This window comes from Tardiphaga sp., from assembly GCF_025356345.1.
Classification (GTDB): Bacteria; Pseudomonadota; Alphaproteobacteria; order Rhizobiales; family Xanthobacteraceae; genus Tardiphaga.
This window is the reverse complement of sequence record NZ_JANXTC010000259.1, coordinates 1-22907: the sequence shown is the minus strand read 5'-3', so window position 1 is coordinate 22907 and position 22907 is coordinate 1. Positions and strand designations below refer to the sequence as shown.

Annotated in this window: 22 protein-coding genes and 2 pseudogenes; 8 read left to right on the top strand and 16 right to left on the bottom strand. The window is 63.2% G+C overall.

Annotated features, from left to right (window positions below):
* The 3 genes and pseudogenes from Q0S16_RS15955 to Q0S16_RS15945 all read right to left on the bottom strand — a co-directional run.
* A pseudogene (locus Q0S16_RS15955) lies at positions 1-200 on the bottom strand (OmpA family protein); the annotation flags it as partial.
* 179 nt (positions 201-379) lie between these two features.
* Entirely contained in the window at positions 380-607 is a 228-nt protein-coding gene (locus Q0S16_RS15950; protein ID WP_295849968.1) for a hypothetical protein, read from the bottom strand.
* Positions 607-1092: a pyridoxamine 5'-phosphate oxidase family protein gene (locus Q0S16_RS15945; RefSeq protein WP_295849966.1), complete on the bottom strand. Its 486-nt coding sequence runs from the start codon at positions 1090-1092 to the stop codon at positions 607-609. The genes Q0S16_RS15950 and Q0S16_RS15945 overlap by 1 nt, the downstream gene beginning before the upstream one ends.
* Before the next feature lie 118 nt (positions 1093-1210).
* On the opposite strand from Q0S16_RS15945, the gene Q0S16_RS15940 reads away from it, so the two are divergent.
* The gene (locus Q0S16_RS15940) at positions 1211-1585 is read left to right on the top strand and encodes an MAPEG family protein (protein ID WP_295849964.1); all 375 of its coding nucleotides are present in this window, start codon (positions 1211-1213) and stop codon (positions 1583-1585) included.
* On the opposite strand, the gene Q0S16_RS15935 is transcribed toward Q0S16_RS15940, so the two are convergent.
* The 4 genes from Q0S16_RS15935 to Q0S16_RS15920 all read right to left on the bottom strand — a co-directional run bounded on the left by Q0S16_RS15935 (position 1586) and on the right by Q0S16_RS15920 (position 7116).
* The gene (locus Q0S16_RS15935; RefSeq protein ID WP_295849962.1) at positions 1586-2170 is read right to left on the bottom strand and encodes an urea carboxylase-associated family protein; all 585 of its coding nucleotides are present in this window, start codon (positions 2168-2170) and stop codon (positions 1586-1588) included. It abuts the gene before it with no gap.
* Entirely contained in the window at positions 2167-2841 is a 675-nt protein-coding gene (gene gntA, locus Q0S16_RS15930) for a guanitoxin biosynthesis heme-dependent pre-guanitoxin N-hydroxylase GntA (protein WP_295849970.1), read from the bottom strand. The genes Q0S16_RS15935 and gntA overlap by 4 nt, the downstream gene beginning before the upstream one ends.
* 79 nt (positions 2842-2920) lie before the next feature.
* On the bottom strand, positions 2921-4864 hold the full coding sequence (locus tag Q0S16_RS15925; protein ID WP_295849960.1) for an ABC transporter ATP-binding protein/permease: 1944 nt from the start codon (positions 4862-4864) through the stop codon (positions 2921-2923).
* 98 nt (positions 4865-4962) lie between these two features.
* Complete coding sequence (locus Q0S16_RS15920; RefSeq protein ID WP_295849958.1) at positions 4963-7116, bottom strand: hybrid sensor histidine kinase/response regulator; 2154 nt, start codon at positions 7114-7116, stop codon at positions 4963-4965.
* An 83-nt stretch (positions 7117-7199) separates the two neighbouring features.
* Here Q0S16_RS15920 and Q0S16_RS15915 point away from each other — a divergent pair.
* Positions 7200-7535: pseudogene (locus tag Q0S16_RS15915) on the top strand (alpha/beta fold hydrolase); the annotation flags it as partial.
* A 55-nt stretch (positions 7536-7590) separates the two neighbouring features.
* Here the strand turns inward: Q0S16_RS15915 and Q0S16_RS15910 are convergent.
* The 4 genes from Q0S16_RS15910 to Q0S16_RS15895 form a co-directional block, all read right to left on the bottom strand.
* A complete protein-coding gene (locus Q0S16_RS15910; protein ID WP_295849956.1) occupies positions 7591-10356 on the bottom strand; it encodes an EAL domain-containing protein in 2766 nt (921 codons plus the stop codon).
* 157 nt (positions 10357-10513) lie between these two features.
* A complete protein-coding gene (locus tag Q0S16_RS15905; protein WP_295849954.1) occupies positions 10514-11287 on the bottom strand; it encodes an ABC transporter permease in 774 nt (257 codons plus the stop codon).
* Positions 11284-12072, bottom strand: coding sequence for an ABC transporter ATP-binding protein (locus Q0S16_RS15900; RefSeq protein WP_295849952.1), 789 nt, complete (start codon positions 12070-12072; stop codon positions 11284-11286). Before Q0S16_RS15900 ends, Q0S16_RS15905 begins: the two co-directional genes overlap by 4 nt.
* Before the next feature lie 28 nt (positions 12073-12100).
* Positions 12101-13117 (bottom strand): ABC transporter substrate-binding protein, encoded by a 1017-nt coding sequence (locus Q0S16_RS15895; RefSeq protein WP_295849950.1) that lies wholly within the window; start codon positions 13115-13117, stop codon positions 12101-12103.
* A gap of 252 nt (positions 13118-13369) precedes the next feature.
* On the opposite strand from Q0S16_RS15895, the gene Q0S16_RS15890 reads away from it, so the two are divergent.
* On the top strand, positions 13370-14221 hold the full coding sequence (locus tag Q0S16_RS15890) for an SDR family NAD(P)-dependent oxidoreductase (RefSeq protein ID WP_295849948.1): 852 nt from the start codon (positions 13370-13372) through the stop codon (positions 14219-14221).
* A 31-nt stretch (positions 14222-14252) separates the two neighbouring features.
* On the opposite strand, the gene Q0S16_RS15885 is transcribed toward Q0S16_RS15890, so the two are convergent.
* From Q0S16_RS15885 to sdhC, 5 genes are read right to left on the bottom strand one after another with little or no spacing between them, the layout of a single operon-like run.
* Positions 14253-15287: an LLM class flavin-dependent oxidoreductase gene (locus tag Q0S16_RS15885; protein ID WP_295849945.1), complete on the bottom strand. Its 1035-nt coding sequence runs from the start codon at positions 15285-15287 to the stop codon at positions 14253-14255.
* A 16-nt stretch (positions 15288-15303) separates the two neighbouring features.
* Positions 15304-16086, bottom strand: coding sequence for a succinate dehydrogenase iron-sulfur subunit (locus Q0S16_RS15880; RefSeq protein ID WP_295849942.1), 783 nt, complete (start codon positions 16084-16086; stop codon positions 15304-15306).
* Between the two features lie 21 nt (positions 16087-16107).
* Positions 16108-17931, bottom strand: a complete 1824-nt coding sequence (gene sdhA, locus Q0S16_RS15875; RefSeq protein ID WP_295849940.1) for a succinate dehydrogenase flavoprotein subunit — start codon at positions 17929-17931, stop codon at positions 16108-16110.
* 3 nt (positions 17932-17934) lie between these two features.
* Positions 17935-18309 carry a succinate dehydrogenase, hydrophobic membrane anchor protein gene (gene sdhD, locus Q0S16_RS15870; protein ID WP_295849939.1) on the bottom strand — a complete coding sequence of 125 codons (375 nt, stop codon included), beginning with the start codon at positions 18307-18309 and terminating at the stop codon, positions 17935-17937.
* A 29-nt stretch (positions 18310-18338) separates the two neighbouring features.
* Positions 18339-18737, bottom strand: a complete 399-nt coding sequence (sdhC, locus tag Q0S16_RS15865) for a succinate dehydrogenase, cytochrome b556 subunit (RefSeq protein ID WP_295849937.1) — start codon at positions 18735-18737, stop codon at positions 18339-18341.
* Positions 18738-18990: 253 nt separating this feature from the next.
* Here sdhC and Q0S16_RS15860 point away from each other — a divergent pair, with 253 nt between their 5' ends.
* The 5 genes from Q0S16_RS15860 to Q0S16_RS15840 form a co-directional block, all read left to right on the top strand.
* Positions 18991-19839: a sulfite exporter TauE/SafE family protein gene (locus tag Q0S16_RS15860; RefSeq protein ID WP_295849935.1), complete on the top strand. Its 849-nt coding sequence runs from the start codon at positions 18991-18993 to the stop codon at positions 19837-19839.
* 58 nt (positions 19840-19897) lie between these two features.
* On the top strand, positions 19898-20863 hold the full coding sequence (locus Q0S16_RS15855; RefSeq protein WP_295849933.1) for a cation diffusion facilitator family transporter: 966 nt from the start codon (positions 19898-19900) through the stop codon (positions 20861-20863).
* Between the two features lie 45 nt (positions 20864-20908).
* A complete protein-coding gene (locus Q0S16_RS15850) occupies positions 20909-21274 on the top strand; it encodes a ferrichrome ABC transporter substrate-binding protein (protein WP_295849931.1) in 366 nt (121 codons plus the stop codon).
* A 125-nt stretch (positions 21275-21399) separates the two neighbouring features.
* Entirely contained in the window at positions 21400-22557 is a 1158-nt protein-coding gene (locus tag Q0S16_RS15845; RefSeq protein ID WP_295849929.1) for an efflux RND transporter periplasmic adaptor subunit, read from the top strand.
* A 149-nt stretch (positions 22558-22706) separates the two neighbouring features.
* On the top strand, positions 22707-22907 hold a 201-nt coding region (locus tag Q0S16_RS15840; RefSeq protein ID WP_295849928.1), incomplete at its 3' end, for an efflux RND transporter permease subunit.

Here is a 22907-nt window from a genome sequence, read left to right as displayed (position 1 = left end):
GGTCGCGGCGGCGCGGCCCCCGGCGGCGGGCCCTTCGGCGGCTGCTTCGGCTCGCCTTTCGGCTCCCCTTCCGGCGCAGGTGGGGCTGCCTGCGCGACGACAAAGGACGCCTCCGCAGTCAGTGCGTTAGAAGGGGGAGCTGCCAATTGCGCGACGCTGAGCGCGGTCGTGGCCAGCAGTGCGAAGCGAAGTTTTGTCATGATGACCTTGGGTCCCCGCAAATTTTTCAATAAACGTGTGGCCGAACACCGGCACAACGATCAACTGATAATGGTTAGGCCGGATTGTGGCGGCCCGCAAAGCCGCATGTCATTATATTTTGCGCGCGAGATCGGCCTGAACGCCCTCTGTTCACAGCGCGTTCAGGCCGTCAGTATCGCTACATGGTGGGCGATGGCGGCATGTCCGGCTGGCCCGGATTGACGTCCGGCCCTGTCGGCAAATCCTCCGGCGAATAGCCTGGCAATTCGTCGGGCTGTGATGGCGCATCGGGCTCGCGCACCGGGGTCGGAATTTCCGGTCGCGGATTGCCCGGCGGGCTCTCCTGCGGAGGCTCCGCGGGCTGGCCTGGCTTGATCGGCGGATCCTCGACCGGGCCGAGCGGCATCAGATCGCCACCTTTCGGTTGGTACCAAGATCGGGACGCGTGCCGGTCACCGCCGCCGCCGCCATCTTCACATAGCTGATTACGGTGCCCGGCGAATCCCAGAACTCGGCATCGTCCGGTGTGAATTTGAGGACGCGGATATTCGGATCCTCGGCGCTGTCCCACCATGCCTTGGCCGGCGTGTTGAACAGTTCCCTGATCTTGGCGCGGTCGTTTGACACCACCGCGGTGCCGGTCACCGAAACATATTTGTGGTCGCCCGCATCTGCGAAGGACAAATTCATGTTGGGATCTTTTTCGATCTGCTCGTCCTTGTGACGTCGCGCATCACTCAAAAAATAAATACTATTGGCCTCGCGGTCGACATGGGCGGCCATCGGACGGGCGCGCATCTTGTCGCCGTCGCGAGTCACCATCATCGCAAAGCCGATCTTCTTCATCAGCGCCCAGGCGTGGTCGGTATCACCGGCATTGTCATTGGACATTTGGTTCTCTTCTGTGGTGTTGTCCGCACTAACGATGCGGCACCTTCGAGGTTCCCCGAAGATCCGTTTGACAGCGACGCTGGAACCCCGCATCACCGGATTTTCGAGGGAGCTTCACATGCCGATCGCCTATTGGAGCATTCTGCTTGCCGCCCTTTTGCCACTGGGGCTCATCGCCTATGCCAAATCAGGCTCACGCGACAATCATACGCCACGTGACAGCGCCGAACAGTTGACCGGTGCCAGGCGCCGCGCCTACGCCGCGCACCAGAACGCATATGAAAATTTTCCGTTCTTCGCCGTGGCGGTGGTCGCCGCGCTGAGCTTCGGCGCCGCGAGTTCTACGCTGAACATCCTGGCGTTGCTCTATATCGCCTTCCGTATCGCTTATTCATATCTCTACATCGTCGACCGGCCGAGCCTGCGCTCGGCCACCTATGCCGGCGGGCTGTTCACCAATATCGCGATCCTCGTGCTGCCCGCGCTGAAGTGATCAATCGATCCGGTAGTGGATCGGTTTGAACGCGTAATTGTTTGACTGCAGCGCCGAACAGGCCGTCAGCCCGATCAGCAGATCGGTTTCGGCCAAGAAGCTGATGTGATCACCAGCCTTGCTGAGCGGCGGATCAACCTTCATCGACCAGTCCCTGGGGTCAAGCACGACATTCATGAAGCAATTGAACGCCACCGGGATCTGGTCGGGCTCGATGCCATAAGGTGCCAGCGCGTGTTCGAGATTGCCGAAACAGCCGCGATGCGGGTGCTCATCGCCATAGATGATGCGAAAGGTGTCGCGCGAGCATGGCGTCAGCAGGAAGTCGTGGCGACCGACGGTGTCCTCGACGATCCGCAGCATCACATTGCTGCGGTTCGAATAGATCGGATCGCCGGTGGTGAGATAGAGCTTGCTGGCGTAGTCGAGGCTGCGGCCGGAAGAGATCACCTCGCGCCTGTCGGCCAGATCGAAGGCGACGAGATCCGCGACCTGCTCGCCTTGCGGGTCGATCACGGTCAGGCGCTGCCCCTTGTTCAGAGTGAAGCCTGTGCCGGAGCGCGGTTCGATCATCTGCACGGTCATGATCTCTCCACGGGATTGAATGGGCACCGCCAGTCATGACCAACAGGCCGGCCGGAATACTGACGGGCTTCCGAAATAGTGCCGTGCCGCGCCAACATCGGGTTTTCCGACCCGGAGATCGCCACGTCGCGGCTCATGATCGTGGCACGGAGCCTATCGTACTTGCCCTGTTCGCGCAGCTGCTCGAACTGGTCGTGCAGGTTGAACACCAGCACGGGCCGCTCGAACCGCCGCGCCGGCCGGCTGGCCCGCGGATGCATGCCGACGATGAAAAAGGCTTCGCCTTCGAAACTCAGCGAAAAATGTGGATCACCGGGATCGCTGCTGACGCGGCGATCATATTCGCGGCCGAGCCATGCATCCTTGTTGGACAGCGATTCGGCACGCTTCCACAGAAAATGTTCGAAGGTGGTTTCGTCGAGATTATCCGGCGTCTCGAAGATCACCGCGAAACTCTGGAACAGCGCGCGATCGGCGCGATACTTCTTTACGATTTCCGAAATCCCATCATAGATACGGCGATCGTCCCAGTTCGAGCGGATGTCGCGGGCGACGATCACGTTCATTTGTCCCTTCGCCAGAGCCGACTTGGCGCCGACGCAGGGGAAAGGGGCAGACGCGATCAAATCTCGGAACGAATCCGCGATACGCAAACTCTCATCGACAACCATTGAAAGCACCTCGTTGCAGGTGCGCTTCAACTGGCTCATTCGGATTTAGTGCCGCTGTGCCGCAAATATAGCGCAGCATTTATACTGCTTGCCGGCCACGCAAAAAACGCCCCAGCAGCTTGCGCTTGCCCTTGCGCGGGACCAGCTCGATGTCGCTGACCAGCTTGGCGCCGCCCTTGCGGCGTTCCAGCACGATCTTGCGGCTGTGGAAGGCTTCCAGCTCGGCGCGATGCGCGACGCTGACCACGGTGGCATCGGGTAGCTGCTGCGTCAGCAACTCCATCATCTGGTCCTGGCTCTTGGCATCGAGCGCCGAGGTGGCCTCGTCGAGCACGATGATATCGGGATGGTGCAGGAACAATCGGGCAAAGGCGAGCCGTTGCTTCTCGCCGCCCGACAGTGTCTGGTCCCACGGCGCGTCTTCCTCGATCTTTTCCTTGAGATGGCCGAGTCCGACCTTGTCGAGCGCCTCGCCGATCTCCTCCACGCTCCAGTCCTCCGCCGCCGCCGGATAGGCCGCGGCGCGGGGCAGGGTGCCGGAGGGCACGTAGGGTTTCTGCGGCAGCATGAACAAGCGGCGATCGGCGTGGAAATTGACGCTACCGCCGCCCCACGGCCACAGCCCGGCGATCGCGCGCACCAGCGTGCTCTTGCCGGTACCGGATTCACCGGCCACCAGCAGCCGCTCGCCGGCCTCGATCGCAACCTCGGCCTCGCCGACCACGGCGGTGCCGTCATCGAGCGTCACCGACAGATCATGCAGGCTGAGCATGGTGTCACCGCTGGTTACGCCACGCTGGATGCGGCCAATGCCGTCGCCGCGTTCGGCGCGCTCGAGGCCGTCAAGCGACATCATCAGCGAGGCGATGCGCCGTGCGCAGGCATTCCAGTCGGCCAGCCTCGGATAATTGTCGACCAGCCAGCCAAAAGCTGCCTGCACGATGGTGAAGGCGGAGGCGGCCTGCATCACCTGCCCCAGCGACATGCTGCCATCAAGAAATTTGGGCGCGCACAACAGCAATGGGACGACAGGCGCGATCAGGCTTGAGCCCTGCGACACCAGCGTCGTACGCATGTGCTGGCCGGCCAGCCGCGCCCATTGCCGCAGTACGTTGGCAAAGGTCTTGTCGATGCCGGCGCGCTCTTCCTCCTCGCCGCCGAGCAGCGCGATGCTCTCGCCATTTTCGCGCACCCGCGTCAGGGCGTAACGGTACTCCGCCTCCGCCTGGTTCTTGTCCTCGGAGGTCTGCACGAAGGCGCGGCCGATGGTCATGATCGAGCCCGACGCGATCCCGGCGTAGAGCACGGCGGCAATCACCAGGAAGCCCGGGATCGTGACGACGGTCGCGCCATAGCTCAGCGTCAGCGCGCCGCCAATGGTCCACAGCACGACGATGAAGGTCGTTGCCGACAGGAATGCCGAGACCACGCCGGCGACGAAATCGACCGGCGAGTCGGTGGCGATACGCAGATCCTCGGCAATGCGGTATTCCGGGTTCTGGTGATCGCCGCCGACCAGATTGAGTTGATAGTAGCGTCCGCTGGTGAGCCAGCGCGACACTACGGCATTGGTCAGCCAGGCCCGCCAGCGGCGCTGCAGCCACATCCGCACATTGACCTGGCCGACGCCGAGCAGCACGCTCCCGATGGCGAGGGGAAAGAACACGCCGGTGAGATGCCAGACACTGGCGGCATCGCGCTTCTCGATGGCATCGAAGATCGCCCGATTCCAGACGTTGATGCCGTATTGGAAGCCGATATTGGTCACGATCAGCAGCAGCAGCCCGATCGAGAATGCCCAGGCGAGCCTGTCGCCGTCGTTGCCCCAGAATCCCTTGGCGCTGATCCAGAACCGCGTCAGCAGATAGTCTTTTCGCGCCTGCTCGGCTTCCGCGGGGGATAGCTCCGGGTCAGGTTCGATCACTTCCGGTGGCGGCGGCTCAATATGCTGGCCCGTCTCGGCGACGACCTCGACAATGGGGGCTCGAACGGCGGCGGATTCGTCAACGGCGGATTTATTCATGCCGCCATAACGCCAGTAATTTCAGAAGGTTCCATCGGGTTCCCAGCGGCGTTTCATGGCCTCGGGAAATCGGTTGACCGGCCGCGGAGTCATCGGATTCAGGATGACGGTCGGGGTTCGAGTTCAATGTCCTGTTGCCCCCGCCGCCAGCGCCCGACCTTGCTCAGCACCCGCGACAACTGCTCGATCGAATAGGGCTTCTGCAGCAGTTCGAATCCGAAGGTGCCGTTCTGCGCCAGCACGTGGCTGTAGCCTGAGGTAAGCACGACCGGCAGGTCGGCATAGTGTTTCCGGATTTCTTGCGCCATTTCGATACCTGTCATCCCCGGCATCACCACGTCGGAGAACACCACCGCGTAGCGCGCCGCGTGGCGCGACAGTTCGGCAAGCGCGTCCGTGGCGTTGCACTTCAGCACCGTCGCGTAGCCGAGTTCGCCCAGCGCATCGACCGCGAATTGGCCGACGTCGCGGTTATCCTCGACCACCAGCACCGACATGCCATGGCCATCGACGACCGCATCGTCATTCGCCGCCGCCACCTTGGCCACGTTCTCGCCTGACACCCGCGGCAAATATAGCGTGAAGGTACTACCGTGGCCCAGCGTGCTTTCGACCACCAACTCGCCGCCGGATTGCTTGGCGAAGCCGAACACCTGGCTCAAACCGAGGCCGGTACCCTGCCCGACCTCCTTGGTGGTGAAGAACGGCTCGAAGATGTGCTCGAACTGGTCGGCGGGAATACCGATCCCGGTGTCACTGACCGATACCGCGACGTAGCCACGGGCCCGGCTGGGCTGTTTGACATCGGGCAAATCATCCGCGGCGCGCACGCTAATCGTAAGTCGACCTTCGCCTTTCATGGCGTCGCGGGCATTGACGGCAATATTGATCAGCGCGGTCTCGAACTGGCCGACGTCGGCATCGATGAACAGCGGATCGTCAGGCAATTCGATCACGATCTCGACCAGCGACCCCGTCAGCGTCCCGACGATGTCGCTGACCGAGCGGACACACTGGCCGACGTCGAAAACTTCCGGCTTGAGGGTCTGCCGCCGCGCAAAGGCCAGCAGTTGCGCGGTCAGCTTGGCGGCGCGGTTGACGGTGTCCGAGATCGCCGCGACATAGCGCGCCTGGCGCTCCGGCGCGAGATCCGGCCGCTGCAGCAGGTCGACGGAGGAGCGGATCACCGTCAGCAGATTGTTGAAGTCGTGGGCGACGCCGCCGGTCAACTGGCCGAGCGCCTCAAGCCGCTGGCCATGTTTCAACGCGTCTTCCGCCTCGCGTCGCTTCGTCGCCTCGATATTGAGTGTCCGGGTGCGGCGCAACGCCATCAGCAGCAGCAAAAACAATAATGCCGTGGCGGGAATGCCGAAGACAAGATGTTGTCCGATAGTGGTGAGCCAGCGCGCGCGAATCGCCGATGTCTCCAGCCCGGCCGCCACGTAGATCGGGTAGCCGGCCAGTTGCCGATAGCCGAGCCGGCGCTCGATGCCATCGCCGGGCGACATCACCGTGATCAGGCCGTCGCCCGAACGCGCGATCGTTTCACCAACGGGACCGGGATCGGCGGGCGTCGCACCGTCCTGCGCCGGGTAGCGCACCAGCACCGATCCATCGACCAGTCCCAGCGCGAAAAAACTACCGGGATCGCGGCCGATCCGGGCGTAGAAATCGGCAAAATATTCCGGCAGCACAGAGGCCTGGATCACGCCCGCAAAGCTGCCGGCGGCGGACTCGCGGCGGCGACTGACGCTGAAGAACGGAGCGCCCTGATAGGGTGGGCGCGGCAGCAGCGATCTGCCGATGAAGGTCCCGATGTCCTTGTCGCCGCCGAGATGGGCCTGGAAATAATCACGGTCGCTGAAGTCGATGGTGGGTGCCGACAGCATCATGCTGTTGGCCAGCGCATGGCCCCGGGCGTCGAATACCCAGGCGGATTTCACCTGCGGCAGCGCCTCGGCCAGCTGTTTGAGCCGGACATAAAGCGGCTGTTCCTCCGCCTTGATCTGGGCGTCGGACTTGCCTCGCACCATCTCGTTGATTTCCGAGAGGCTGCGATCGATGGTTTCGAACACTTTCAGGGCGTGTTCGTGGGCGACATCGACGGTGCGTTCGATTTCGCGGTCGGCGATGTCCAGCGTGGTGACCCATGACGCCGAAGCGGCATACACGAACAGCGCCAGCGGAAAGGCCAACGAGGCGGCCATCATCCAGCGCAGCACCCTGAGAGAATTCTGTTGCTCGGTCTTCACGGTCCCTGCCTGATTTGTGGCAGATATATACCGCAAACAGTGAACCGTACCAATGCCACGGTGCCGGGTAACCTTGCCGGATTGCGCGCTGGTCGGAGGTGATCCCGCTGCTGCAGGCGCGGGGGGTCAACGTCACCGCGGTGCAGAATCCACTGACTTCACTGGCCGACGACGTTGCCGCGACCCAGCGTGTGCTGGCCGCGCAGGACGGTCCGGTTGTGCTGGTCGGCCATTCCGATGCCGGCATGGTGATCACCGAGGCCGGCATCGATCCCAAGGTCACGGCGCTGGTCTCCCTTGCCGCCCGCGCCCCGGACCTCGACGAGGATTTTAACGCGCTGGCCGCGACCTATCCGACCGCCCCGGTGCGCGCGGGCATCCAGAAACGCGATGGCTTTCTGTGGCTGTCGGAGGACGCCTGATCCGACGGGCCGGCGCGGTGCCCCGCGCCGGCCTTCGACGGCGGAGGTTCGGCTATGCGACGAAGGCTTCCGTTTCGCGCGCAAAGAACAGTCGCCTCAGTTCAATGGCCGGCAACGCCGTGCTGACAAGATGCCCCTGCATGTGGTCGCAATTCAGGGCTTGCAAGGTGGCGAACTGCTGCTCTGTCTCGACCCCCTCGGCGGTCGTCGTCATGGCGATGGCGGAAGCGATCGTCACCACGGCCTGCACGATCGCGCGGGCCCCCGATGTATCGATGTCCTTGATGAAGGACCGGTCGATCTTGATCTTGTCGAACGGAAAGCGCCGCAGATAGCTGAGCGAGGAGTAACCGGTGCCAAAATCATCGAGCGCGATCCGGACTCCGATGCCTCGCAGCTGATGCAAGGTCGCACGCGTCTTGTCGTCATCCTCGATCAACACCGCCTCGGTGATTTCCAGTTCGAGCCGACCGATGCCCAGATTCGCCCGCGCCAGCGTGCTGGCGACCTTGAGGGCGAAACCCGGATTTTTAAACTGAATGGGCGAGACGTTGACAGCGATCCTGACATGATCCGGCCAGTTCGCGGCCTCCGCGCACGCTTCGGCGAGAACCCAGTCGCCAAGTTCGTCGATGAAACGCATTTCCTCGGCGACCGGAATGAAATCGGCTGGGGGGATCATGCCGCGCACCGGATGGTGCCAGCGCAACAGCGCCTCACAGCCGACGATGCTGCGATCGATGAACCGGATAATGGGCTGGTATTGCACCTCGAATCCGCTCTCGCTGAAGCGCCGCGTCACGACCGCCTGCTCGAGGTCGGACTCCAGCGCACGGCGCGCCATGAGGCGCGCTTCCATCACCGCTTCAAAGAATCGATAAGTGCCACGCCCGTCGGCCTTCGCGGCATACATCGCCAGGTCGGCCTTCTTCAACAGGTCGTCGAGATTGGCGCCGTGCTCCTGAGCAATCGCAATGCCGATACTTGCGTTCGAGGAAAGCCGGTGTCCGAGGCAAGTATAAGGCGCGCGGATCGCTTCGAGCACCTGTTGGACGAGACAAACCAGAGACTCCGTTCCGGCGGGACCGGTGCGAACAACCGCGAACTCGTCGCCTCCGAGGCGCGCGACAAAGTCCCTCGAGCCCGCGACGCCACGCAACCGGCCGGCTACGATTTTCAAGAATTGGTCGCCAACCGGGTGTCCGAGCGAGTCATTGATATGCTTGAACTCATCGATATCGATGTACAGCAGCGCGCAGACGGTACCGTTGCCCACCGCCAAGAGCGCCTCCTCCAGCCTGGCATGAAACAGCATCCTGTTCGGCAGGTCGGTGAGCGCATCGTAATGGGCGAGATGGGAGATCTTCCGCTCGGATCGCGTTCGCTCGGTGATGTCGTCATGTAGCGCGACCCAGCCACCCGCGGTGATGGGCTTGTTGACGATGAGCATCGAACGGCCGTCGAGCGTTCGTACAATGTGCGGTGACGACTGCCCGAGTTCCGAGATGAGCTTCGCACAAAACTCATCGACATCACCATGGAACGAACCGGTCTGCTTGCGGTGAGCAACCACCTGATGCAGGCTGATGCCGGGCCTTATCACATCGGTGGACAGCCCGTACATTTCGATGGCGCGGCTGTTGAACAGCACCAGATCGTTGTTGCCGTCGAACAGCATCAGCCCCTGATTGAGGTTGTTGATAGCCGTGTCGAGCCGGTCTTTGTCCACTGCCAGCTTGCGTTTCTTTTCAGCGAGCCTGCTGGAGAGCGCCGCATATCGCTTCGAAATCACCCGGACGATGAGCAGGAAAATGGCTGCGATGAGCAGGCTGGACGTTGCCGCGGCGGCGGCCAGCAACTGGGTTTGTTTCCGCCACTCCGCCAGCGCGGCTATGACCGGCCGAGTGGCGACGATGACGATCGGAAAATCCCGCAGCGCGCGCGCGGCACCGATGAGTTCCTGGCCATTATTTGCATCGACGGTTTGCCCGGAGCCGACGGTGCCATCAAGGAGGGCCTTGCGAAGCAGCGGACGGTCGGAAAACACCTCGCCAATCGCAGCTTCATCGTGCGGATAGCGCGCAATGATCGTACCGTTGCGGTGCAGCACCGTGATAACCGCGCCATCGCTCAGCGCGAGGGATTCAAGGAAAAACTCGAAATAGCCGGGCTTCAGTCCGCTGCGCAATACGCCGAGAAACGTTCCGTCCCGACCGGCGATCTTCTGTGCCAACGGCGTCACCCAGTCGCCATCGATCCGGGCCGGAATCGGCTCGCCCATGGACGAATGGCGCCAAGGATCATCACGCAAATCCCGAAAATACGAGCGACTTTTGATCGAGATGTCGGGGACCGGAAATTCAATCGATGAATTCACCAGCGTGCCGGTGCTGTCGAACACGCTCAGCGAGCCAACATGGTCATTCCGGCCAACGGTGGCTTGCAGCAGACGATGGAGATCGAGGGTTGAAAGCCGGCGATTCAGATCGGCGGTGTTGCCAATGTCGGGGAAAGCGGATTGTGAACTGAGCGTGCCCTGCAAGGCGGAGAAGTCGTCGAGTTGCTGGTCGAAATGCCGCGCCAGCAGAAGCGTCGTGTCGCGCAGTTCGCCGTCGGTCCGGGCCAGCGCGCGGCTGCGAAAATTGACAGCCGTCACCGCCGTGCCAAGCACGATGCAACCGACCATCAGCATGCCGCAAATGATCAGGACGCGAACCGAACTCTCCCGCCGCGCATGCTCGACCCCGGAGATCGTCAGATTCGCCAAGCTGGCCTCGGCTCGCATTGATGGCGCCAGGTCTTCTACCGCACGGTTCATGAAATTTCCCCTGCGGAATTGAATACCGCCGACGGGTGGAAGGACCGTTACGAATACCGATGAAACAAACTAGCTCTTGCTAATAATTGGAATGCAAATTCGGCAAAAAGGTATTCTGATAATCGTTTTGGTATCTGGTCGTGCGCCCTCATTCAAGTCAGGCCGCGACATTCATCTGCGAGCGGAACGCCCATTTGGTGAAATGCTGCTCGATCCAGGCAAACACCGCGTACATCAGGACACCTTCGAAAGCGAGCAGCAGCAGGGCGGCATAGACATTGGCCATGCGGAATGAGGAGCCTTCCAGCGCGATCAGATAGCCCAGCCCGGCATTGGCGCCTAGCGTCTCCGACACCACCGTGCCGACGAAGGCCAGCGTGATCGCGACTTTCAGCGAGCCGAAGAAATAGGGCAGCGCGCGCGGAATGCCGACCTTCAACATGATGTCGAGCTTGCCGGCACCGAGCGCGCGCAGCACATCCTCGAGTTCGGGCTCGGTGGTGGCAAGGCCGGTGGCGATGTTGACGACGATCGGAAAGAACGAGATCAGGAAGGCGGTGACGATCGCCGGGATTTCGCCGATACCGAACCACAGGATCAGCAGCGGCACGATCGCCACCTTCGGAATGGTGTTGAAGCCGACCATCACCGGATACAGGCCGCGATAGATGGTGCGCGACCAGCCGACCAGCAGGCCCAGCATCACGCCAAAGCCGACCGCCAGCGCGAAGCCGACCATGGTCACCCACAGGGTAACCCAGGAATTATAGGCGAACACCTTCCAGTATTTGAACATCGCCGCGAATGCCGCCGACGGCGGCTGCAGCACCGATGAATTGACGTTGAAGACCCTGCAGGAGGCTTCCCAGATCAGGAAGATCGCGACCGTGAAGATCCAGGGTGAGAGCTTTTCGACCACACGCGGATTCATGCCTGACGGACCTCCGCGATCTTCATGCGCAATTCGAGAACGATCTCGCCAAAATCCTTGTCGTAGGTGACCTTGAGATCGCGCGGGCGCGGGATGTCGACCGACTTGATCTGCACGATATGACCGGGGCGCGCGCTCATGACGTAGATATTGTCGGCGAGAAACGCGGCCTCGCGCAAATCATGCGTGACCAGGATCACGGTGAAGCCAAGCCGCTGCCACAGGTCGCGCAGCACGCACCAGAGTTCTTCGCGCGTAAAGGCATCGAGCGCCGCGAACGGCTCGTCGAGCATCAGCAGAGCGGGCTCATGGATCAGCGCCCGGCACAGCGAGACGCGCTGCTGCATGCCGCCGGACAGCTCCCACGGAAAACGATCGCCGAAGCCGGCAAGGCCGACGGTCGCCAGCAGTTTCTCCGCCATCGCGCGGAATTCAAGCTTGCGGGACCGGAATTGCGAGCGATACGGCTCGACGATCTCCAGCGGCAGCAGCACATTGTCGATCACCTTGCGCCACGGCAGCAGGTTGGCGTTCTGGAACGCCATGCCGGCCATCTTCACCGGCCCCTTCACTTCGCGGCCATCGATGGCAATGGTGCCCGCGGTCGGTCTGTGCAGCCCGGTGACAAGCCGCATCAGGGTCGACTTGCCACAGCCGCTGGGGCCGACCACCGCGGCAAATTCGCCGCGCTGTATTTTCAGCGTCGCGTCCCGCAGCGCCACAATATCCCCGGAGGCGCCACGGTATTTCAGCGTGACGCCGTCGATATCCACGAACGCTTCCATGCCCGGCGATCCCGCTTCCCGTTCCGGCTCAGAACTTGCGATCGGCGGCGGGCGGCAGGTATTGCGAGGTGAAGAGGTCGGACGCTTTCGGCTTGGCGGCCTTGAACTCATAGGTGACGGCGATCTGCTCGATCGATTCCGCCATCCGCTTTTCGTCGATGTCACCGACGCCATTGGCCCTGGCCCAGGGCGTTGCGATATTGTCCTTCAGAGACATCTTCAGGCGCGCCAGTTCGATCTTCTCGTCGGCGGTCTCGTTGCGCTTCATCACCGATTTGATGGCGGCTTCCGGGTCCTTGATGGTGTCGATGATGCCCTTGAGGGTGGCGCGTACGAAGCCGGCGACCACCTTCGGATTGGCCTTGGCGTATTCCGGGTTGACCATGATGGCGTTACCGTACAGCACGATGCCGTAGTCCGACATCAGCATCACTTTGATATCCTTCTCGGCGATGCCCTTGGACATCAGGTTGAAGTAGGACGAGAACGAGAAGCCGGTGATGGCGTCGACCTTGCCGTCGGCGAGCATCGGCTCGCGCACCGGGAAGCCGACATTCTCGATCTTGACCTTGCTGTCGTCGATCTTGTTCTCCTTGACGAAGGCCTTCCATTGCGCGAACGCGCCGTCCGGCGCCGGAGCACCGAGGATCTTGCCTTCGAGATCCTTCGGCGCGTTGATGCCGGACTTGGCGAGGCTGACGATCGAGAACGGCGGACGGTCATAGACCATCAGCACGCCCTTGATGTCCTTGTCCGGGTTCTGGTCGCGGAAACGCGCCAGCGAATTGATGTCGAAGAAGCCGATCGGATAGGTACCCGCCGCGACGCGCGCGATGCCGGCGACCGAGCCGGGACCGGAGTCGACGGTGACGTTGAGGTCCTCGGCCTTGTAATAGCCTTTGTCGATGGCGACGAAATACGGCGCCGACGGGCCTTCGAATTTCCAGTCGAGGGCGAATTTGAGATCGGTTTCAGCGCTGGCCGAGATGGCCGATGCGGCCAGCAACGCGCCCGCGAGCGCGGTCAAACCCAGTCTGCGAAACATCTCAATTCCCCCCTGTGATCCATAAGCACATCCCAAGCTAGCACAGGCCGTGCCAGTCCAAGTGTTATCCGGATCAAGGCGGGCTTTCGTGCATGCCGTCTGGCGCAAAGGCGCAACCGATGCGACACCGGGTTTCGACCGGCTAAAAAATAGGCAACAGCGCCGTGACGTGCCTCTCTCTTTCGCCGGCCCCCATGCAATCGCAGCCCGGAGTGGCTAGATGGCATGAGAATAAAAATCTCGGAGAGCCCCATGTCCCACGCAGCCTTGTCGCCCGGCGCGGTCGCCGTCATCACCGGCGGTGCATCCGGCATCGGCCTTGCCGCGGCAACGCGGCTGGCCCAAGCTGGCCTGCGGGTCTGCATCGCGGATACCAATGAACCCGCCCTCGCCACCGCGGCGGCGGCGTTGGCATCGATCGCGCCCAAGGGACCCGCCAGCGTGATGGCGATGGCCATCGATGTCAGCCGGCGCGAGACGCTGGTGCGGCTTGAGGCCGCGGTGCGCGACCGTTTCGGCGGCACCGACGTGCTGATCAACAATGCCGGCATCCAGCCTGGCGCCAGGATGTTCGATCCGCTGGACAATTGGGAACGCATCCTCGGCGTCAACCTCTGGGGCGTGATCCACGGCACCCAGGTGTTCGTGCCCAACATGATCGCGCGCGGCCGCCCCGGCCTGGTGATCAATACCGGCTCCAAGCAGGGCATCACCACGCCGCCCGGCTCGCCTGCCTATAACGTCTCGAAGTCCGGCGTCAAAACCTTCACCGAGGCGCTGCAGCATGAATTGCGCAACACCTCCGACCACCAGCTGTCGGCACATCTGCTGATCCCCGGCTTCGTCTTCACCGGGCTGACAGCGGGCGATCGCACCGAGAAGCCCGCCGCCGCCTGGACGCCGGAGCAGACCGTCGACTTCGCTTTCGCGCGCATCGAGGCCGGTGACTTCTACATTCTCTGCCCGGACAACGACGTGCCGCGCCAGCTCGACGAGCGCCGCATGGCCTGGGCGATCGGCGACGTCATCGAGAACCGCCCGGCGCTGTCGCGCTGGCATCCCGACTATGCCGAAACATTCGAGGCGTTTGTCAAAGGCGACTGAGCCTGTGGAGGCCTGGCGTAGCGCATGACGGCTACGCCAGCATCTCGCGCACCATCGGGATCACCCTTGTGCCGTACAGCTCGATACAGCGCAGCATGCGGCCGTGCGACAGCCCGCCGGCACTGTACTTCATGTCGAAGCGCGACAGGCCCAGCGCCCTCGCGGTCGCGGCGATCTTGCGGGCGACCGTCTCCGGCGAGCCGACATAGAGCGAACCGTGGTCGGCCTCCTGGTCGAACTCGGCGCGCCGCATCGGCGGCCAGCCGCGTTCGGCGCCGATCCGGTCGCGCATGATCCGGTAGTCCGGCCATAGCTGCTCACGGGCCTGTTCATCCGTGTCGGCGACATAGCCCGGCGAATGCACGCCAATCGGCTGCACCGGCTGGCCGAGCTGCGCGTAAGCGCGCCTGGACAGATCCGCATAGGGCGCAAACCGCGTGGGATCGCCACCGATGATCGCCAGCATCAGGGGCAGATTGTAGCGCGCCGCGCGCACCACCGATTCCGGGCTGCCGCCAACCCCGATCCAGGTCTTCAGAGTCCCGTGCTCGACCGGCGGAAATACCTGCTGGTCCTTCAGCGGCGGACGAATGCTGCCCTCCCAACTCACGGATTTGTGCTGAATCAGCGCCGCGAACAGATCGAGCTTCTGCTCGAACAGCGTCTCGTAATCACCCAGCGCGAAGCCGAACAGCGAAAAGGATTCGGTGAACGAACCACGGCCGAGGATCACCTCGGCACGGCCGCTCGACAGCGCGTCGATCGTGGAGAAGCGCTGGAACACGCGGATCGGATCGTCGGACGACAACACGGTCACGGCGGAGCCGAGCCGAATACGCGTCGTGCGCGCCGCGATCGCCGCCAGCACTATTTCAGGCGCCGAGACCGCGAAATCAGCGCGGTGATGCTCGCCAATGCCGATGAAATCAACGCCGACCTGATCGGCCAGTACGGCTTCGTCGATCAGATCGCGCAGCACTTGCGCGTGCGGCAACGGCGCTCCGTCGGCGCCGGTGGTCACGTCCCCGAACGTGTCGAGACCGAGTTCGAGGACGTTAGTGGTCATGTCGACATCGCGAGCGTCAGACCTGACGCTCGACCATCATCATCTTCAGCTCCGCGATGGCTTCGGAGGGATTGAGTCCCTTCGGGCACGCCTTGGCGCAGTTCATGATGGTATGGCAGCGATACAACCGGAACGGATCCTCGAGATTATCGAGACGCTCGCCGGTGGCCTCGTCGCGCGAATCCTTGACCCAGCGGGTCGCCTGCAACAGAGCGGCGGGGCCGAGGAAGCGGTCGCTGTTCCACCAGTAGCTCGGGCACGAGGTCGAGCAGCAGGCGCACAGGATGCACTCGTACAGACCGTCCAGCTTGGCGCGATCGTCGTGGCTCTGCTTCCACTCCTTCTGCGGTGTCGGCGTGGTGGTCTTCAACCACGGTTCGATTGACGCATACTGGGCGTAGAAATTGGTCAGGTCGGGAACCAGGTCCTTGATCACCGGCTGATGCGGCAACGGATTGATCTTCACCGCGCCTTCCTTGACGTCATCCATCGCCATCGTGCAGGCCAGTGTGTTCTGGCCATCGATATTCATGGCGCAGGAGCCACAGACGCCCTCGCGACAGGAGCGGCGGAAGGTCAAGGTCGGATCGATATTGTTCTTGATCCAGATCAGGCCATCCAGAACCATCGGGCCGCAATCGCCGGTATCGATATGATAGGTATCGACAGCGGGATTTTTGCCATCATCCGGATTCCAGCGGTAAACGCGAAACTCGCGCGTCAGCGTGGCGCCGTCCGGCTTCGGCCATACCTTGCCACCGGTGATCTTTGAATTCTTCGGAAGTGCGAACTCGACCATCTTCTCAAGCCTTCACTGTCATCAATACACACGCGCCTTCGGCGGGATATACTGCACGTCATTGGTCATCGTGTAATCATGAACCGGGCGGTACTTGATGTCGGTCTTGCCGTCGGCATCGAGCCACGCCAGCGTGTGCTTCATCCAGTTGACGTCGTCGCGCGCCGAGAAATCCTCGCGGGCATGCGCGCCACGGCTCTCGGTGCGGTTCGCCGCCGAATCCATGGTCACGACCGCCTGAACGATCAGGTTGTCGAATTCCAGGGTTTCGATCAGGTCCGAATTCCAGGTCAGCGAGCGATCGGTGACGCCGACATCCGAGATGCCGCTATGCACCTTGTGAATCAGGTCCATGCCCTCATCGAGCACTTCGCCGGTGCGGAACACGGCGCAGTTGGTCTGCATCACGCCCTGCATGCTTTCGCGAAGCTTCGCGGTCGGCGTACCGCCCTTGGCATAGCGGTAGTGATCGAGCCGGCTCAGCGACTTGGTCGCGGAATCGGCGGGCAGATCCGGCTGCTTGGCGCCGGGCGTCAGCTTCTCGGCGCAGCGCAGCGCCGCGGCACGGCCGAACACCACGAGATCGATCAGCGAGTTGGAGCCGAGCCGGTTGGCGCCGTGCACCGAGACGCAGGCGGCCTCGCCCACGGCCATCAGTCCCTGCACCACCGCGTTGTCGTCGCCGTCGCGCTTGGTGACGACTTCGGCGTGGAAGTTGGTCGGGATGCCGCCCATGTTGTAATGCACGGTCGGTGTGATCGGGATCGGCTCCTTGGTGACATCGACGCCGGCGAAGATGCGCGCGGATTCCGAGATGCCCGGCAGACGCTCATGCAGCACCTTGGGATCGAGGTGGTCGAGATGCAGGAAGATATGGTCCTTCTTCTTGCCGACGCCGCGTCCTTCGCGCATTTCGATGGTCATCGCGCGCGACACGACGTCACGCGAGGCCAGATCCTTGGCCGAGGGCGCGTAACGCTCCATGAAGCGCTCGCCTTCGGCGTTGACGAGGTAACCGCCCTCGCCGCGCGCGCCTTCAGTGACCAGGCAACCCGAACCATAGATGCCGGTCGGGTGGAACTGGACGAACTCCATGTCCTGCAGCGGCAGGCCGGCACGCAGCGCCATCGCGCCGCCGTCGCCGGTGCAGGTATGCGCCGAGGTGCAGGACGCGTAAGCGCGGCCATAGCCGCCAGTAGCGAGAATGGTGGTCTGCGCCTTGAAGCGATGCAGCGTGCCATCGTCCAGCTTGAGCGCGATGACGCCGCGGCAGACGCCCTGGTCGTCCATGATCAGGTCGATCGCGAAGTACTCGATGAAGAACTCGGCGGCGTGGCGCAGCGCCTGGCCATACATCGTGTGCAGCATGGCATGGCCGGTGCGGTCGGCCGCGGCGCAGGTGCGCTGCGCCTGGCCCTTGCCATAGTCCAGCGTCATGCCGCCGAACGGGCGCTGATAGATCTTGCCCTCCTCGGTGCGCGAGAACGGCACGCCCCAATGCTCGAGCTCGTAAACGGCGGCCGGTGCGTTGCGCACCAGATATTCGATGGAGTCCTGGTCGCCCAGCCAGTCCGACCCCTTGACGGTGTCGTACATGTGCCAGCGCCAGTCGTCCTCATGCATGTTGCCGAGCGAGGCCGAGATGCCGCCCTGCGCCGCGACGGTGTGCGAGCGGGTCGGAAACACCTTGGTGATGCAGGCGGTGCGAAGCCCCGCTTCGCCGCAGCCGACGACGGCGCGCAGCCCGGCGCCACCGGCGCCAACAACAACAACATCGTAGGTGTGGTCTTCGATCGGATAGGCGGCAATGCCTGCTCCGTTCGCGCCGTTGCCATTAGCGGCCATGCGCTATACTCCGGATGAAAGTTTAAGGATGGCGTAAATCGATGCGAGCGCCACGACGACCGCGAAGAAGTTGTTGGCCATGATCGCCACCAGCTTGATCTTCTCGTCATGAACGTAATCTTCAAGTACCACCTGCATACCTATTTTCATGTGCCAGGTACTGGCGACGATGAAGAGCAGCATGATGATGGCAACCAGCGGCGAGCCCAGAATCTGCGCGGCGCCTGCCTGATTGCGTCCGAGCAGCGACATCACGATCACGATCACCGGGATCATCAGCAGAACCATCGCCACCGCGGTGAGGCGCTGCCGCCAGAAATCCGACGTGCCGGACGTCGCGGAACCGAGACCGCGGACACGGCCCAACGGCGTGCGCATCGATTTCGAAGAATGACTATTAGGGGAACTCATCGTCCGCCTCCGATCACATAGGCCACAATCCAGAGCAACACGTTGAGGCCGACACCGCCGATTACGGCGGCCCAAGTCAGCCATTCCCGCTCGCTCGGCTTGAAGCCATAACCAAGATCCCAGACCAGATGGCGAACGCCTGACAGCATATGGTGCAGCAACGCCCAGGTGTAACCAAAGGCGATCAGGCGGCCGATGATACTGCCCGTAAAGGCCTGAACATGGGCGTAGGCCGTCGGGCCGGAAGCGGCCGCGACCAGCCACCACACCAGCAGCAGCGTACCGAAATACAGCGCTACCCCGGTGGCGCGATGCGCGATGGATAGCGCCATCGTCAGCGTCCAGCGATAGACCTGAAGATGGGGAGAAAGCGGGCGTTCGATCCTGGCGGTCATAGGCAACTTCGAAAGGTTGGTGGGCAGCAACAAGCCCGAAGGGGGAACGCGTAGAGCAATTCTATGTACGAACTCAAAACACCGAGTGCAATCGCGAAATCGCATACTGCGGATTACGATTCATAACTTGAAATCATGCCTGCATTGCTGAGGATAGACAGCTATTGCTGGTATGGCCGAGCCTCTACAGTGAAGCACGATTCATGAAGTGGCTATGGATCGGCAAAGGACAATAGGCAGGATGGAAACCGGCATGGCAGGGTTAAACATCACTGAATTGCTCGAATTGGCCGCGTTGCTTGTCGTCGTCGGCGCGCTGGCCGGTTTTCTCGCCGGCGTGTTCGGGATCGGCGGCGGCGCCATTCTGGTGCCGGTGTTCTATGAGTGTTTCCGACTGTCGGGCGTGCCGCTGGAAGTGCGGATGCCGCTCTGTATCGGCACCTCGCTGGCGATCATCATCCCGACCTCGATCCGCTCCTGGCGTGCGCATCACGCCCGCGGCGCGGTCGATCACGCCATCCTTCGGCAATGGTGGCTGCCGGTGCTCGCCGGCGTCATCCTCGGCAGCGTGATCGCCCGCTACGCACCGGAAAGGTTGTTCAAGATCGTGTTCGTGACGGTGGCGTGGTCGGCGGCGGCGCGGCTGCTGTTCGGCAAGGAGCACTGGCGGCTCGGCGAGGACATGCCGCGGGGACCGCTGATGAAGGCCTACGGCTTTGTGATAGGGCTGTTGTCGACGCTGATGGGGATCGGCGGCGGGCTGTTCTCCAATTTGTTGATGACGTTTCACGGCCGCACCATCCACCAGTCGGTGGCGACGTCCTCGGCGCTGGCGGTGCTGATCGCGGTGCCCGGCGCCATCGGCTATGTCTATGCAGGCTGGCCGACGGCGGCGCTGTACCCCGCGGTGGCGCCGCTGCAATGGCCGTTCGCGCTGGGTTACGTATCGCTGATCGGCGCCATTCTGGTGATGCCGACCAGCCTGCTGGTCGCGCCGCTGGGCGTGAAGGCCGCGCATGCGATGACGAAGCGCCAGCTGGAAACCGCGTTCGGTTGTTATCTGTTCCTGGTCGGCAGCCGCTTTGCCGTGGCGCTGCTGTAACCGGGAGCGCCGGTGCGACGTGATAGTATTCGATCTGGATTCGCGGTTTATCCGTCCCATGGACACCCATCGTCACGATCACGATCATCATGATCATTCGCACGATCCTGCCGGCCACGCCAATGGCCGCGCTGGGCACAGCCACGCCCCCGCCAGTTTCGGCCGCGCCTTTGCGATCGGCATCGGCCTCAACAGCGCCTTTGTGGTGATCGAGGCGGTCTATGGCTATGCCAGCGGTTCGATGGCGCTGGTGGCCGACGCCGGCCATAATCTCTCCGACGTGCTCGGTCTGGTAGCCGCCTGGACCGCCGCGATCCTGGCCAAGCGGGCGCCGACGCCGCGCTTCACTTACGGCCTGAAGGGCTCCTCGATTCTCGCGGCGCTGTTCAATGCGGTGTTCCTGCTGGTGGCGGTCGGCGCCATTGCCTGGCAGGCGGCGTGGCGGCTGTTCAACCCGGAACCGGTCGCCGGCGTCACCGTGATGGTGGTGGCGGCGCTCGGCATCGCCGTCAACGGCGGCACTGCCTGGCTGTTCGCCTCCGGCCGCAAGGGTGACCTCAACATCCGCGGCGCCTATCTGCACATGGTCGCCGACGCCGCCGTCTCGGCCGGGGTGGTGGTGGCCGGGCTGGTGATCCTGCTCACCGGCTGGATCTGGCTCGACCCGCTGATCAGCCTGGCGATCAGCGCGCTGATCGTCTGGGGCACCTGGGGCCTGCTGCGCGATTCCACCGCGATGTCGCTGAACGCGGTACCGGCGGGCATCGACCCCGTCGCCGTGCGCGTTTATCTCGGACAATGCATGGGCGTGGCGCAGGTCCACGATCTGCACATCTGGCCGATGAGCACCACCGAGATCGCGCTGACCTGCCATCTGGTGATGCCCGCGGGCCCGCCCGGCGATGCCTATCTGCTGGACATTGCACAGCGGCTGAAGCGCGATTTCGGCATCGGTCATACCACCGTGCAGATCGAGACCGACCCTGCGTCACCCTGCGCGATGGCGTCCTGCCAGCCAATCTGATCAAACCTCGAAGATGTCGCCGCGACGCGGCTCACTGAAAGTCCGATGAATCAGCCCCACCCCAGCGCGACGATCAGGACATTCGCGAGCCGGATGCGACGGCTGCCGTTCGTGCTGGCGCTGACGCTCGGCCTGCTGCTGTCGCTGATCCACTGCGCCGGCGACGGGTTCGCCTTCGCGGCCCCCGCGTCAAACGCCGTGATTACCAGCGGTGATTCCGGCGCGCCCTCCGATCTGCCGGATCAGTTGCTGCCCGCCCATAGCGGTCACTGCCTGTCCCATGTCACCGCGCCTCCGAGCAGCAGCGCGGGCTCGCCGATTGACCGGCTGTGGCGCGCGCCCGGAATCGCCGTTGACCAATCCCCCGCCATGCTGGCCGGACTACTGCCGTTCAAGCCACCCCGCGCCTGATCCTTGCCGCGGCCTCGAGGCCGAAGGCCTGCCCGCTGTCCTGACGACGGCGCGGCAGCCGAACCGCATGGATAATTGGATCAATACGGCACAGGCGCGTGGCGCCCGGTGCGGGACGTTTTCTCATGATCAGGATTCTGATAGCCACCGCGCTGTGGCTCGGCACGTCGCTGCCGTTGCAGGCCCAGGCCCCCTCGCCGGCAGGACAGCCCGCGCCTCACGCGCAGGCCATCGTGAAACTTAGCGCGCAACAGATCGACGCCGGAAAATTCGCCGTTGAAGCCGTGGCCGCCGGCGCGCTCGAACGACGCCTCACGGTGCCCGGCTCGATCGTGCCCAGCGGCGATCACATCGCCCGCATCGCCGTGCGGCTGCTTGGCACGGTCGCTGAACTGCGCAAGCGGCTCGGCGACGCGGTAACCGTCGGCGAAGTCGTCGCCATCATCGAGAGTCGCGAGGTCGCCGATGCCAAGGGCGATTACCTCGCCGCCCGGCTAGTGATCGACCTGCAGCAGACGCTGTTCAATCGCGCCAAAACGCTGTGGGACGGCAAGGTGATGAGCGAGAACGACTTTCTGCGCGCCCGCACGACTTTCGAGGATGCCCGCGTCAAGCTCGAGCTGTCGCGACAAAAGCTGTTCGCGCTCAGCCTCAATGCCGAGCAGATCGAGGCGCTGCCGCAGCAGCCGGTGGAGACGCTGCGGCGGCAGGAGCTGCGCGCGCCGATCTCCGGCCGCATCGCCGAGCGCCGGGTCGAGCTCGGTTCGCTGGTGGGTCGCGAGGGCCAGGAAAGCGAACTCTTCACCATCGTCGACCTTGGCGTGGTGTGGGCCGAGCTGGCGGTATCGCCCGCCGACCTTCGCGATATCCGCGAGGGCCAGACCATCCGCATCGCCGACGGCGACGTCTCGTCTCCCGCCACCATCCTGTTCATCAGCCCGCTGCTCGACAAGGAGACGCGCACGGCGCGCGTGGTCGCCTCGGTCGACAATACCGCGCGCCGCTGGCGGCCGGGCGCATTCGTCACCGCCGAGATCGCACCGGACCCGGCGTCCACGTCCATTGTCGTACCAATGGCGGCGCTGCAAACGCTGGAGCGCAAGCCGGTGGTGTTCGTGCGCACAACCGATGGCTTCGAGGCGCGGCCTGTCACGCTGGGCCGGCAGAACAACCGCATGGCCGAAGTGACAAGCGGGCTGAAACCCGGCGAACGCATCGCTACCGCCAACAGCTTCATTCTCAAGGCCGATCTCGGCAAGGCCGCCGCCGAACACCAGCATTAGCAGCGAAACTCACTCGTTTGTGGTGATCATTGCGAGGAGCGAAGCGACGCGGCAATCCAAAGCCACTTGCGCAGACTGGATTGCTTCGTCGCAAGCGCTCCTCGCCATGATGAATGCGGATAGTGAAGTATGCCCATGAAAGATTTTCCATGATCCGCTCCATCCTCGCTCTCTCGATCCGGCACCGCTGGATCGTCGTGCTGCTGACGCTCGGCGTCGCTCTGTTCGGTGCGTGGTCGCTGCGGCATTTGCCGATCGACGCGGTCCCTGACATCACCAACAAACAGGTCCAGGTGAACACCACTGCACCGGCGCTTTCGCCGCTGGAAATCGAAAAGCAGGTCACATTC

Excerpts from the sequence above, each read along its gene's own strand:
- Q0S16_RS15855 (WP_295849933.1), top strand. The coding sequence starts at position 19,898 with ATGGACACCCATCGTCACGATCACGATCATCATGATCATTCGCACGAT.
- Q0S16_RS15925 (WP_295849960.1), bottom strand. The coding sequence starts at position 4,864 with ATGAATAAATCCGCCGTTGACGAATCCGCCGCCGTTCGAGCCCCCATT.
- Q0S16_RS15950 (WP_295849968.1), bottom strand. The coding sequence starts at position 607 with ATGCCGCTCGGCCCGGTCGAGGATCCGCCGATCAAGCCAGGCCAGCCC.
- Q0S16_RS15910 (WP_295849956.1), bottom strand. The coding sequence starts at position 10,356 with ATGAACCGTGCGGTAGAAGACCTGGCGCCATCAATGCGAGCCGAGGCC.
- gntA (WP_295849970.1), bottom strand. The coding sequence starts at position 2,841 with ATGGTTGTCGATGAGAGTTTGCGTATCGCGGATTCGTTCCGAGATTTG.
- Q0S16_RS15880 (WP_295849942.1), bottom strand. The coding sequence starts at position 16,086 with ATGGTCGAGTTCGCACTTCCGAAGAATTCAAAGATCACCGGTGGCAAG.
- Q0S16_RS15860 (WP_295849935.1), top strand. The coding sequence starts at position 18,991 with ATGGCAGGGTTAAACATCACTGAATTGCTCGAATTGGCCGCGTTGCTT.
- Q0S16_RS15885 (WP_295849945.1), bottom strand. The coding sequence starts at position 15,287 with ATGACCACTAACGTCCTCGAACTCGGTCTCGACACGTTCGGGGACGTG.
- Q0S16_RS15905 (WP_295849954.1), bottom strand. The coding sequence starts at position 11,287 with ATGAATCCGCGTGTGGTCGAAAAGCTCTCACCCTGGATCTTCACGGTC.
- Q0S16_RS15845 (WP_295849929.1), top strand. The coding sequence starts at position 21,400 with ATGATCAGGATTCTGATAGCCACCGCGCTGTGGCTCGGCACGTCGCTG.
- Q0S16_RS15945 (WP_295849966.1), bottom strand. The coding sequence starts at position 1,092 with ATGTCCAATGACAATGCCGGTGATACCGACCACGCCTGGGCGCTGATG.
- sdhA (WP_295849940.1), bottom strand. The coding sequence starts at position 17,931 with ATGGCCGCTAATGGCAACGGCGCGAACGGAGCAGGCATTGCCGCCTAT.
- Q0S16_RS15900 (WP_295849952.1), bottom strand. The coding sequence starts at position 12,072 with ATGGAAGCGTTCGTGGATATCGACGGCGTCACGCTGAAATACCGTGGC.
- sdhD (WP_295849939.1), bottom strand. The coding sequence starts at position 18,309 with ATGCGCACGCCGTTGGGCCGTGTCCGCGGTCTCGGTTCCGCGACGTCC.
- Q0S16_RS15890 (WP_295849948.1), top strand. The coding sequence starts at position 13,370 with ATGTCCCACGCAGCCTTGTCGCCCGGCGCGGTCGCCGTCATCACCGGC.
- Q0S16_RS15935 (WP_295849962.1), bottom strand. The coding sequence starts at position 2,170 with ATGACCGTGCAGATGATCGAACCGCGCTCCGGCACAGGCTTCACTCTG.
- Q0S16_RS15895 (WP_295849950.1), bottom strand. The coding sequence starts at position 13,117 with ATGTTTCGCAGACTGGGTTTGACCGCGCTCGCGGGCGCGTTGCTGGCC.
- sdhC (WP_295849937.1), bottom strand. The coding sequence starts at position 18,737 with ATGACCGCCAGGATCGAACGCCCGCTTTCTCCCCATCTTCAGGTCTAT.
- Q0S16_RS15940 (WP_295849964.1), top strand. The coding sequence starts at position 1,211 with ATGCCGATCGCCTATTGGAGCATTCTGCTTGCCGCCCTTTTGCCACTG.
- Q0S16_RS15850 (WP_295849931.1), top strand. The coding sequence starts at position 20,909 with ATGAATCAGCCCCACCCCAGCGCGACGATCAGGACATTCGCGAGCCGG.